General features: G+C 66.5%; 13 protein-coding genes. 6 read left to right on the forward strand and 7 right to left on the reverse strand.

The genetic code is table 11. The features are described 5' to 3' along the window. A partial coding sequence (locus tag R2601_RS05370) for a LysR family transcriptional regulator (RefSeq protein WP_007794724.1) occupies positions 1–525 on the reverse strand: 525 nt, incomplete at its 3' end. A gap of 185 nt (positions 526–710) precedes the next feature. Here R2601_RS05370 and pcaD point away from each other — a divergent pair. The 5 genes from pcaD to R2601_RS05395 are packed head-to-tail and all read left to right on the forward strand — an operon-like array spanning position 711 to position 4,194. Then, positions 711–1,499 (forward strand): 3-oxoadipate enol-lactonase, encoded by a 789-nt coding sequence (gene pcaD, locus R2601_RS05375; protein ID WP_007794727.1) that lies wholly within the window; start codon positions 711–713, stop codon positions 1,497–1,499. Continuing rightward, the gene (gene pcaC, locus R2601_RS05380; RefSeq protein WP_007794729.1) at positions 1,492–1,878 is read left to right on the forward strand and encodes a 4-carboxymuconolactone decarboxylase; all 387 of its coding nucleotides are present in this window, start codon (positions 1,492–1,494) and stop codon (positions 1,876–1,878) included. The genes pcaD and pcaC overlap by 8 nt, the downstream gene beginning before the upstream one ends. Further along, on the forward strand, positions 1,875–2,600 hold the full coding sequence (gene pcaH / locus R2601_RS05385) for a protocatechuate 3,4-dioxygenase subunit beta (protein ID WP_007794732.1): 726 nt from the start codon (positions 1,875–1,877) through the stop codon (positions 2,598–2,600). The genes pcaC and pcaH overlap by 4 nt, the downstream gene beginning before the upstream one ends. 4 nt (positions 2,601–2,604) lie before the next feature. Continuing rightward, positions 2,605–3,297, forward strand: a complete 693-nt coding sequence (locus R2601_RS05390; protein ID WP_007794734.1) for a protocatechuate 3,4-dioxygenase subunit alpha — start codon at positions 2,605–2,607, stop codon at positions 3,295–3,297. Between the two features lie 60 nt (positions 3,298–3,357). Further along, positions 3,358–4,194, forward strand: a complete 837-nt coding sequence (locus R2601_RS05395; protein WP_007794736.1) for a 3-oxoadipate:acetyl-CoA acetyltransferase — start codon at positions 3,358–3,360, stop codon at positions 4,192–4,194. A 347-nt stretch (positions 4,195–4,541) separates the two neighbouring features. On the opposite strand, the gene R2601_RS05400 is transcribed toward R2601_RS05395, so the two are convergent. Beyond that, a complete protein-coding gene (locus R2601_RS05400; RefSeq protein ID WP_007794741.1) occupies positions 4,542–5,405 on the reverse strand; it encodes a helix-turn-helix domain-containing protein in 864 nt (287 codons plus the stop codon). Positions 5,406–5,498: 93 nt separating this feature from the next. Here R2601_RS05400 and pobA point away from each other — a divergent pair, with 93 nt between their 5' ends. Continuing rightward, the gene (gene pobA / locus R2601_RS05405) at positions 5,499–6,677 is read left to right on the forward strand and encodes a 4-hydroxybenzoate 3-monooxygenase (RefSeq protein WP_007794744.1); all 1,179 of its coding nucleotides are present in this window, start codon (positions 5,499–5,501) and stop codon (positions 6,675–6,677) included. A 116-nt stretch (positions 6,678–6,793) separates the two neighbouring features. On the opposite strand, the gene R2601_RS05410 is transcribed toward pobA, so the two are convergent. The 5 genes from R2601_RS05410 to R2601_RS05430 all read right to left on the reverse strand — a co-directional run. Continuing rightward, positions 6,794–7,846: a 3-carboxy-cis,cis-muconate cycloisomerase gene (locus R2601_RS05410; protein WP_007794746.1), complete on the reverse strand. Its 1,053-nt coding sequence runs from the start codon at positions 7,844–7,846 to the stop codon at positions 6,794–6,796. Between the two features lie 84 nt (positions 7,847–7,930). Further along, a complete protein-coding gene (locus R2601_RS05415) occupies positions 7,931–9,133 on the reverse strand; it encodes an OpgC family protein (protein WP_007794749.1) in 1,203 nt (400 codons plus the stop codon). Further along, complete coding sequence (gene mdoH / locus R2601_RS05420; RefSeq protein ID WP_050768407.1) at positions 9,120–10,907, reverse strand: glucans biosynthesis glucosyltransferase MdoH; 1,788 nt, start codon at positions 10,905–10,907, stop codon at positions 9,120–9,122. Before mdoH ends, R2601_RS05415 begins: the two co-directional genes overlap by 14 nt. Before the next feature lie 11 nt (positions 10,908–10,918). Continuing rightward, positions 10,919–11,101: a hypothetical protein gene (locus R2601_RS05425; protein WP_007794754.1), complete on the reverse strand. Its 183-nt coding sequence runs from the start codon at positions 11,099–11,101 to the stop codon at positions 10,919–10,921. Next, on the reverse strand, positions 11,098–11,527 hold a 430-nt coding region (locus tag R2601_RS05430; protein ID WP_007794757.1), incomplete at its 5' end, for a glucan biosynthesis protein. The genes R2601_RS05425 and R2601_RS05430, both read right to left, overlap by 4 nt.

An 11,527-nucleotide genomic window follows, 5' to 3' on the forward strand; every position in this document is an offset into this window, starting at 1 on the left:
ACGACGAAATCGAGAATGCTCGTGTAGAGCTGTGTGAAGGAGATCCCTGCATCGTCTCGGCGGCCCGAGCCGTCCGATCACCACGTCGATCTGGCCGCGGCGAAGCAGGTCGATCAGGTAGCCATGCGGGCCATCGATGATGCGCAGCGTCACCTCCGGGGCGCGCTCGAAGAATTCATGCGTGACCTGTGGCATCAGCCGCGCCGCGACGCTGGGCAGCGCGCCCACTGTGAAGGCGGTGCCGCCGCCGCGCCCGAGCTGCTCGATCTCGTCGAACCCCTGTTGCAGCGTCACGAGGCTGCGTTCGGCGAAATGCAGGAAGACCTCGCCCTGACGGGTCAGGGCGATTCCGGCACGGCTGCGGGTCAGCAGGGGTGTACCGACGATGTCCTCGAGCTCCTTCAGGGTCTTTGAGATCGCCGGCTGGGTGACGAACAGCGTCTCGGCGGCACGCTTGAGGCTGCGCTGGCGCACGATCTCGACGAAGCTCTGGATGTGCCGGAACTTGATGCGACGGTCGATCATGGCGTTACTTGCTTTTTCGGTTAAGTTAAGTGGCCTCGATCTCATTTTACTTTCAATTCGGCGCATGTGAAGACTCGGGACGAGGGGCAGGCCAGCCTTTCTTCAGAACGCGGCCTGCATATGGGAGCCAGAGACACGCCGCCGGGCATGCCCGCCGCGTGCAATCACCAAGGAGAGCCGCCGCGATGCGCAGCCTGCATGTGAACGGGATCGATCTGCATTGGCGCGAGGATGGCGACCCCGAGGGCCGGCCGGTGGTGTTCGCCAATTCGCTCGGCACCGATCTGCGGCTCTGGGACGACCTGTTGCCGCTGCTGCCCAAGGGGCTGCGGCTGATCCGCTTCGACCTGCGCGGCCACGGCCTCAGCGGCTGCCCCGAGGCGCCCTACGAGATGGACACGCTGGTCGCCGATGTCGAGGCGCTGATCGACGCGCTGGCGCTCGAGGCGCCGGTCTTCGCCGGCCTGTCGATCGGCGGCATGATCGGGCAGGGGCTCGCGGCCAAGCGCCCGGATCTGCTGCGCGCGCTGGTGCTGTCGAACACCGCCGCCAAGATGGGCGAGGCGGCCATGTGGCAGACCCGGATGCAGGCGATCCGCGAGGACGGGCTGGCTTCCATCGGTGACGCGGTCATGCAGCGCTGGTTCGCCCCGGCCTTTCTGCAGACCGATGCCCTGCCGGCGTGGCGCAACATGATGTGCCGCACCCCGCAGGAGGGCTATCTCGGCTGCTGCGCCGCCATTGCCGGCACCGATCTTGCCACCAGCACCGCCAAGCTGACGCTGCCGGTTCTGGGAATTGCGGGGGCGGATGACGGCGCCAGCCCGCCCGAACTGGTCAAGGGCACGGTCGATCTGATCGACGGGGCCCGCTTCGAGGTGATCGACGGCACCGGCCATCTGCCCTGCGCGGAGAAGCCCGAAGCCTATGCAGAAATTCTCACCCGCTTCCTGAAGGAGATCGGACATGTCTGATCGTTACGACACCGGCATGTCGGTGCGGCGCAGCGTTCTGGGCGATGCCCATGTCGACCGTGCCGAAGCCGCCAAGACCGAGTACGACCTGCCGTTCCAGACCCTCATCACCGAGAGCGCCTGGGGCACGGTCTGGGCGTCCGACGGCATCGCCCGGCGCGAGCGCTCGATGCTGACGCTGGCGCTGCTCGCCGCGATGGGCAATTTCGAGGAAATCCCGATGCACATCCGCGCCGCCACCCGCACCGGGGCGTCGCGCAGCGACATCATGGAGGCCTTCCAGCACGTCGCCGTCTATTGCGGCGTGCCCAAGGCCAACCACGCCATCAAACTTGCCAAGCAGACCTGGGCAGAGCTCGATCAGGGAGAGGATTCATGAGCCAAGCAGAATTCTACCAGCGCGACCGCGAGCGCCATCCGCCGGCGCTGACGCCGGATTACAAGACCAGCGTCATGCGCAGCCCGCGCGCCGCGCTGATCTCGCTGCAGCAGTCGGTCTCGGAAATCACCGGCCCGGTCTTCGGCCACAATGACATCGACCCGATCGACAACGACCTGATCCACAACTACGCCAAGGACGGCGAGAGCGCCATCGGCGAGCGGATCATCATGCACGGTCGGGTGCTGGACGAGAACGGCCGCCCGGTGCCGAACACCCTCGTCGAGGCGTGGCAGGCCAATGCGGGCGGGCGCTACCGTCACAAGAAGGACACCTATCTCGCGCCGGTCGACCCGAATTTCGGCGGCTGCGGCCGCACGATCACAGACGAGAACGGCTACTACTTCTTCCGCACGGTGAAGCCCGGTGCCTACCCGTGGCGCAACTGGGTCAACAACTGGCGCCCGGCGCATATCCACCTGTCGGTCTTCGGCACGAGCTTCTCGCAGCGCCTGATCACCCAGTGCTACTTCGAGGGCGACCCGCTGATCGCCAAGTGTCCGATCGTCAAGACGATCCCGACGCAGGATGGCATCGACAGCCTCGTTGCGGCGCTCGATCTGAACGCCACCGTGCCGCTCGACTCGATCGCCTACAAGTTCGACATCGTGCTGCGCGGCCGCCGTTCGACCCTGTTCGAGAACCGCCTGGAGGGGAACTGATCCAATGGTGCAGAAACTCGACTACCTGAAAGAGACCCCGTCGCAGACCGCCGGCCCCTACGTCCATATCGGCCTCGCGCCCGGTGCCGCGGGCTTCGATATCTACCGTCAGGAGCTTGGCTGGGACATTGCCGGCCCGAACGCCAAGGGCGAGCGGATCCGCGTCGAGGGCATTGTCATCGACGGCACCGGCAACCCGGTGAAGGACGTGCTGATCGAGACCTGGCAGGCCAACGCGGACGGCGTCTATGCCCATCCCGAAAGCGAAGGCGAGGTCGAAGAGGGCTTCCGTGGCTGGGGCCGCGTGATCACCGATTTCGAAACCGGCGAGTGGGGCTTCGACACCGTGAAGCCCGGCCCGGTGAAGGCGCGCAAGTCGCTGGGCACCGGTCCGTTGCACCCGCCGGCCCATGCTGGCGACGACTGGCTTGGCCGTGGCGACGAGGGGCACGAGGACATGGCCCCGCATATCAACCTCTGGATCGTGGCGCGGGGCATCAATATCGGCCTCAACACGCGGCTCTATTTCGATGACGAGGCAGAGGCCAACGCCAAGGACCCTGTGCTGAACCTCATCGAGTGGCACAACCGCCGTCCGACCTTAATCGCCAAGCGCAGCGAGCGCGACGGCAAGGTGGTCTACCGCTTCGACATCCGCCTTCAGGGCGAGGGCGAGACCGTCTTCTTCGACGTCTGAGATAATTGACTTTCGGCGCCGCCTTCCACGGGCGGCGCCTGTTTGCTGAAAGGGACGACCATGGGGAAACCCTGCATCATCTGCGTTGCGATCACCGGATCGCTGCCGACCAAGGACAACAACCCGGCGGTGCCGATCACCGTATCGGAACAGATCGAGAGCACGCAGGAGGCCTTCGAGGCTGGCGCAACCATCGCGCATTGCCACGTGCGTGACGACGAGGGCAAGCCGACCTCGGATCCCGAGCGCTTCGGCAAGCTGCTCGAGGGTCTCAAGCAGCACTGCCCGGGCATGATCGTGCAGCTTTCCACCGGCGGACGCTCGGGTGCCGGGCAGGCACGCGGAGGCATGCTGCCGCTGAAGCCCGACATGGCCTCGCTGTCGGTGGGCTCCAACAACTTCCCGACCCGCGTCTACGAGAACCCGCCGGATCTTGTCGATTGGCTGGCCTCGGAGATGGTGGAGCATGGCGTGAAGCCCGAGATCGAGGCCTTCGACCTGAGCCACATCCTCAAGGCCCACGAGATGTGGCAGAAGGGCCAGATCGAGGCGCGCCCCTACGTGCAGTTCGTCATGGGCGTGAAGAACGCCATGCCGGTCGATCGCATGGTGTTCGACTACTACATCCAGACCGTGAAGCGCCTCTTCGGCGAGGAGGCCGCGTGGTGCGCCGCCGGCATCGGCCCGAACCAGATCGTGTTGAACGAGTGGGCGATCTCGCAGGGTGGCCACGCCCGTACCGGCCTCGAGGACAACGTCCGCATCGACCGCAACACGCTGGCGCCCTCAAACGCCGCGCTTGTCACCCGCGCCGCCGAGCTCTGCGACAAGTACGAGCGCCCGGTGGCCGATTGGCAGACCGCGCGCGAGATCCTCGGCGTCCCGCTGGTGGCCTGAGTAGGGTCGGATTGAAGCCGCGCGAGCGCCGGACCGTGGTTTGGCGCTCCGTGCTTCGAGCCCCTTGTTTTATCCCTGCCCCAACCGAACGACCTCGACCCGCAAACGCGGATGTCACCAAAGCGCCAGTCCGCGGGGACGGTCCGGCGCTCGCGCGGCGCCCTGCGGGCTTGAGTCCGCGCGTCGGCGCCCGCCCCCAGGGCTGGCGATTTGGTTGCGCTCGGCGCTGAGTGTCGACGTTCTTCGGATTTTGCGAGGATAAATCGAGAGGTTCATTGCAACGGCTTGCCATCTCACGGGCGGGCGATGGCGCGGCTTCGCACTCCAAGCGAATAGGTGCGGCGAACCTACTCCGCCGCCCGTTCCCCCGAGACCCGCGCCCGGTAGGCGCTGGGCGTCTCGCCCATCCGCAGCCGGAAGCGGCGCGAGAAATAGGGCGGGTCGGCATAGCCCAGCCGGTAGCCGACCTCGGCCACCGGCAGCCGGGTGAAGGCGATGAGGCGGCAGGCCTCGGTCATCACCGCGGTCTCGAGATAGGCGGTCAGGCTCATTCCCGCCGCACCGCGCACCACCCGGTTCAGATGCCCGGTGGTGACATGCAGCGCCGAGGCATAATCCCGCGCGCTCCAGCCCTCGGCCAGATGCCCGGTGATCAGCGCGTCGAGCTGCTGCATTTGCCGGTTCGGATCCTTGGGCGAAGGGGTTTCCGCGGTGCTTTCATCGGCGAGAGCCGCTAGCAACGCGTGGGTGAGAGATACCAGTCTCTGGGCGCGAAAATTACCATTTCCGGCGTAGGCTTGAACGACCGAGGTGAGCAGCGCGCCAGCATCCTCCGACAGCGCGCCGTGCTGGCTGGCCCCGAGCCAGGCGCTCAGCGCCGGGGTCTTTGGTCCGAGGCGCGCCACGACCGGCGAAGGGATGGACAGAACGGTCCCCTCGGTGCCACGGCTGAACGCAAAGCCATGCACGATTTGCGGCGGAATATAGAGATACTGCCCCGGTTTCAGCCGCCTCTCAACCCCGTCCAACGTGACCTGTGCGACCCCTGACGAGATCTGGAAGACCTGCGCCATCTGGGTGTGCCGATGCGGTGAGATCATCCAGCCATGCAGCCCGGCACGGTCGAGCACCGCCTCGCAATGCACCACATCCGGAAACGCCGTGGTTTCTCCGAAGAGGTTGAAAATGGGGATGTGTGCGGGCCGAGACATGCGCGAATAGTACCATTTAATGAGGCTCCCGTCCATTCGCGTGGAGACCCGTGCGGGCTAATGTCGGGCAACGGAAACGGGAGGATCTCGCGCATGACAACCCTGACGACCCAAGTCGCCATCATCGGCGGCGGCCCCTCAGGCCTGCTGCTGTCGCAATTGCTCAACAAGTCCGGTGTCGAGACCGTCATCCTCGAGCGCTCGACCCGCGATCACGTGCTGTCGCGCATCCGCGCCGGGATCCTCGAATGGGGCACGGTCGAGCTGCTGCGCGCCGCCGGTGTCGATGCCCGCATGGACAGGGAAGGCATCCCGCATGACGGCTGTTACCTGACCGATGACGAGCTCATGGTGCATATCGATTTCAAGGAGCTCACCGGAAAGCAGGTCATGGTCTATGGCCAGACCGAAGTGACCGCCGATCTCTACAACGCGCAGGATGCCATGGGCACGACCGTGCTGCACGGGGTCTCGGACGTGTCGATCCACGATCTGGACCAGTCCAGGTCGCGGGTCGAGTTCACCCACGAAGGCGAGCGCAAGGTGCTGAAATGCCTCTATGTCGCCGGTTGCGACGGCTTCCACGGCGTCTCGCGCAAAACCATCCCCGAGGAGAAGCGCCGCGAGTTCGAGCGGGTCTACCCGTTCGGCTGGCTTGGCATCCTGTCGGAGACCCCGCCGGTCCATGACGAGCTGATCTACTCGAACTCGAAGCACGGCTTTGCGCTGGCCTCGATGCGCAACGAGAACCTCGTGCGCTACTACGTGCAGGTGCCGCTGTCGGACAAGGTCGAGGACTGGTCGGATCAGCGCTTCTGGGACGAGTTCAGCCGCCGCATCCCCTCGGAGGCCGCGAACCGCCTGATCACCGGCCCGTCGATCGAGAAATCCATCGCGCCGCTGCGCAGCTTCGTCTCCGAGCCGCTGCGCTGGGGCAACCTGTTCCTGGTGGGCGACTCGGCGCATATCGTGCCGCCGACCGGTGCCAAGGGCCTCAACCTCGCCGCCTCCGACGTGTTCTACCTGCACAGCGCGCTGACCGAGGCGGTGACCGGCAAGGGCACCGGCGGAATCGACGACTACTCGTCGAAGGCGCTGGCGCGAATCTGGAAAGCGATGCGGTTCAGCTGGCAGATGACCACAATGCTGCACCGCTTCGACGGGGAGGATGCCTTTGCCGAGCAGATGCGCAAGGCGACGTTGGATCACCTCGCGCATTCTGAGACGGCGCGGCGCGATCTGGCCGAGAACTATATAGGCCTGCCGTTCTGAGCGGTGTCACACGTGAAAACAAACCCCGCCGCGAGGAGGCTCGTGGCGGGGTTTTGCGTTCGGCAGTGCAAGTGTTTGGGGCAAAGCCCTGCGCGGCGATGCTTGCCTGGCCGGTCTTAGCTCGCCCCGAGCCGGGTCACCTTGCCCGCGATATCCTGCGCCACGGCCAGGGCGCGCGCGGTTGTCATCAGCATCTGCGGCAGCACCATCCATTCCAAAGTCCACGCGACGCCCGAGCGCTCCTGTTCGTGCAGCATGGCGTGGTGCATGGCGCTGACCTGTGTGGCGTTGTAGCGCCCCAGCGTGACCAGAAGCTCAGCCGCCACCGGGTTCTGTTTATGCGGCATCGCCGAGGACCCGCCGCCACCCGAGAGCGCGATGTCCTCGACGCCCTGCTGCGCCATCAGCGCGACGTCGCCACCGATCTTGCCGAGCGTGCCCGTCACCAGAGACAGGAACGAGGCATAGCCCGCGATGCCTTCGCGCATGGCGTGCCAGGCCTTGTCCGTCGACGCGAGACCCAGTTCCTGCGCCACAGCAGTGACCACGGCGTCAGCCTTGTCGCCAAGCGCCTTGCGGTCGCCCGAGGCCCCTCCGATCTGCACCTGCTCGACTTGCGGGCGCAGCGCGGCAAGGCGCTCGCGATGCCCCGAAAGCGGCAGGCGCCAGGCCAGAAGACGGTCGCGCACGGTGATCTCGGTGGCGGCCTGCATCCGGGTGCGGCCCATCAGCGGAGCATCCCCGAAGCGCGCCTCCAGCTCCGTGAGTGCCTCGTCGAGCCCTGCAAGCCGCGTGTCGATCAGATTGGATGCCGCGCGCAACGACAGGACCAGCGCGGTGTCGACCACATCCTGCGAGGTCGCGCCCTTGTGCACCGCCTCGGCCGGGGCGACGGCCTTGAGCTGTCTTACCAGGCGCGGCACCGGCACCCCGTCCTGCGCCATGCCGGCGGCAATGTCGGCAAAGTCTATCTTGGCGCTCTCGATTGCGGACGCGGCCTCGGCGGCCATTTCGGTATCGAACAGGCCGGCAGCGCCGCAGGCGCGCGACCACGCCGCCTCGAAGGCGAGCATTTGCGCCATCTGCCGATCGGGCGAAAGCAACGCGGCCATCTCGGGATCGTTGAACAGCCCCGAGAGCCAGGGGTGGTCGAAAACGGCGCTGGTCATGGGCGTGCTCCTCGGTCGTGCCGCCCCGGTTTACAGCTTTTCGGGGCGGATGACAGGGATGGGAGCGCTACCGGATTCTCGGTATCAGCTTCTGACGCGCATCGGTGCGGTGGGCGGCATCTGCGGCACGATCTCGGTCGCGGCATTGCGCGCGCCCTGCTTGCGCCGTTCGGCGAGCCAGGCAACGCCAAGCATGATCGCAAGCCCCACCGGCAGGACGAGCCATGCCATCGGCTCGGGGTCGAGCATCGCCGCCATCAGCACCTGCAGCGCCAGCGAGGTCAGCGTGCCAACCGAGAATACGAGTAGACCGTGCTTGCCCAGAAGTCGCAGCGGCGCCGCTGCGGGCAGACCGCTGAGCGCGCGCACCTGCGGCAGGCAGGAGAGCACATAGAACAGCGCCAGCGCGTGCAGCATCCGGGGCACCGCCACGAAGGTCTTGTCATGCGAAACGAAATGGAAGGGCACCCCGGCGGCGCCAAGCTTGGCCATCTGGTGGTTGAGGAAGGTGCCGACCCCCGGCGCATAGCGCCATGCCAACACCAGCGCCAGCCAGCCGAGTGCCAGCCAGAACAGCGTGCGCGAGACCGGCACGAAGCGGGTGCCTTTGCGGGCGTGAATGCCGGTGAGCAGGCCTGCGACGAAGAGGATCTGCCACGCGAAGGGGTTGAAGAACCAGCCGCCGGGATTCGGATGGTTGGGCAGGTTCAGCCGCCAGAGCCCGGTGACGAACCAAAGCCCGACCGAGAGCCCTGCCAGCACCCAAGGATGCCGCATCCCCAGCATTACGGCAAAGGGGGTCGCCAGCAGCAGCACGCTGTAGGCGGGCAGGATGTTGACGTAGCCGATCTGATGCAGCAGCGCGGGCAGCGCCGCGAGGGTCTCCCCGGGGCGCTCGAAAATGGCGCTGAGGTTGTTCTTTTCGAGCAATTCGGGCAGGCCGAAGACCTCTGCGCCAACGGCAAAGATGGCGATGCCCCAGAAGGTCAGCAGGATATGCGCGAGGTAAAGCGTCCAGGCGCGCTTCCAGACCGGTTCGGCGGCAGTGAGAAAGGGCTTTCGGGCGAAGCCGCCGGAGTAGGCCAGCCCCGCCGCGATCCCCGACATGATGAAGAACGCCTCGGCCGCATCCGAGAAGCCGAGGTTGCGGATGGTGAGATATTCGTATGGATTGCCCGGCACGTGATCGACGAAGATCATCAGCAGCGCGAGTCCGCGGAAGGCATCGATGCGCGGGTCGCGCTCGCGCCTCGGCGCGGGCGCCGTGGTTGGCTCAGACCGCGACATCTGCGGTCACTCCGGGCGGGGGCGTGTCGGGCGAGTGCGGCGCGGGAGCATTGCGGCGCATCAGCGCGCGATAGCGGGCGACTACGGGAGCTGGCTCGGCCTCGTCGGGCACGCGGAACAGTGCGTGGGTCAGCGGGCGCGAGGTCCATGCGATGAGCGATGGTGCGAGGATCATCGGCACGCAGACCGGCAGCAGCCACGGCACCAGATCGGCGGAGAGCAGGTAGACCGCCGCCAGACCGACCACGCCGGTCGCCACGATCCAAGCGCTCGCCTTGAACGCTTCGCCGAGATGCAGAAGCCCCTCGCCGCGGGCATTGGCGGGCCAGCCGCCGTCGCGTCCCATGAAGACCTGAATCACCGCGCGCAGCTGGTACATCATCATCACCGGCGCCATCAGCGAGCTGAGCAGGATCTCGAGCACCAGTGAGGCCAGCGCCTTGCCGGTGCCGCCGAAGCCGCGCACCCGCCCGGTCACCGCGGCGTCGATCAGGATCGCGAGCTTGGGCAGGATCAACAGGCCCACGATGCCGATGGCCAGCGCGGTGATCTCCTTGGTGCGGTCGCTCGGGAACACCGGGAAAAGCTGGTTGGGCTCGGGGAAATAGTCGGGTGCGGGGGCCAGAACGGTGGCCGCGATCGAGACCAGCAGGAAGCTCGCCCAGAGCACCGAGACCACGTAGGACAGGATGCCCTGAAAGAACACGAACCGGCTCCAGGCTGCGAGGCCCGGGGCGGTCAGAAGGCGGATGTGCTGCAGGTTGCCCTGGCACCAGCGACGGTCGCGCTTGGCGTAGGAGAGCACGTTCTCCGGCCCTTCCTCGAAGGAGCCGTCGAGCGAGTGGTCGACCCGCACGCTCCAGCCGGCACGGGCCAGAAGCGCCGCCTCGACGTAATCGTGGCTGAGGATGTGCCCGCCGAAGGGCGGTTTGCCGGTCAGCTCGGGCAGGGCACAACTCTCGGCGAAGGCGCGGACGCGAACGATGGCGTTGTGGCCCCAGAACGGTCCCGTGCTGCCCTGCATCCGCTCGAGCCCGCGGGTGAAGATCGGGCCGTGAAAGGCCGCCGCGAACTGCATGGCGCGTCCAAACAGGGAATGCCCGCCGACGATGCGCGGCAGGGTCTGGAACAGGCCCAGCTTCGAATCAGCCTGCATCTCGGCGATCATCGCGCGAAGGGTTTCGCCCTCCATCAGGCTGTCGGCATCAAGGATAACGGCGAACTCGTAGGCACCGCCGGAGCGACGGATGAAATCCTCGATATTGCCAGCCTTGCGGCCGCTGTTGTCGGTGCGGCGGCGATAGAATATCTGTCCGGGGCCGATCTGCCCGGCGAGCAGACGGTCGAAGGCCGCGACCTCCTCGGCAGCCGCGTCGGGGTTCTGGGTGTCGGAAAGCACCGCGATATCGAGGTTGAGCCCGGCGTCGATGGCAGAGGCGTGCATCGCCTGAATGCGGGTGAAGGTCGCCACCGCATCCTCGTTGCAGATCGGCACAAGCACGACCGTCGGCGGCTGCTCCCCGACGATCTCGGCGCGCTTGCGAGGCCGCGCGTGCGGCAGCCCGGTCAGGGCGAGCATTGCGCCCCATGCCAGCCAGCCGGTGGTCACGAAGATGAGCAGCGTACGCAGCCCGTCCAGAAGGTCAAACCCGTCGGTGGCACCGGCTTCGGCAATCAGTGCCGAGGCGAAAGACGCCAGCAGCAGCGCGCTGGCAACGGCAAGCGTTCGCACGCGGACGGTCCGGCCGTCGGGGGCAGGGGCAGCTCTCTTCATCGTGTCAGACCTCAGGCGCGCGAGCGCTTCCGGAACAGCCGCAGAAGCGAGCTCTCGGAAGCTCGCGTCTCGGTTTCAAGCATCTGCCGCGGCATCTCGAGCGGGGCCGCGGGCGGTGCCCACTCGGTCTCCACGGAGATGGCGGTCTTGGTGTCGGTGTCGCGCGCGGCGCGCATGTCGGGTGTCTCGATCATTGCTTGATCCATTGATACAACCATGTCTCAGTCAAAGTTCGGCCGTAGCCCTTAAGGGAGGCCCTCAGCTCGACTGCTGACCGGGTCTCACCCTCGACGTCGATCACGAGCCGCCAGATGTCGGTCCCGCTGATCCGCGACAGGGAGGTCTGGGTGACGCTTCCCTGTTGCACTGTGATTTCCGGTACAACCTCGGCATCCGGCGAAAGGTTCCGCAACAACCCACCGGAGAAATCCACCACGAACTTGCGCTCGTCGGTTTCCTTCTCCACGCCAGAGACGCCGCCCTCGCCGGTGCGGGTACGCAACACCTGGCCAAGCTCTTCGCCACGGTCGCCCGGCGGGGTCATGCCCCAGTGCAGACGATAGGAGAATTCCAGCGCATCGCCGGCGCGGGCCGGATCCTCTGGCACCCAGTAGGCGACG

The sequence above is a fragment of the Salipiger bermudensis HTCC2601 genome, assembly GCF_000153725.1.
Classification (GTDB): Bacteria; Pseudomonadota; Alphaproteobacteria; order Rhodobacterales; family Rhodobacteraceae; genus Salipiger; species Salipiger bermudensis.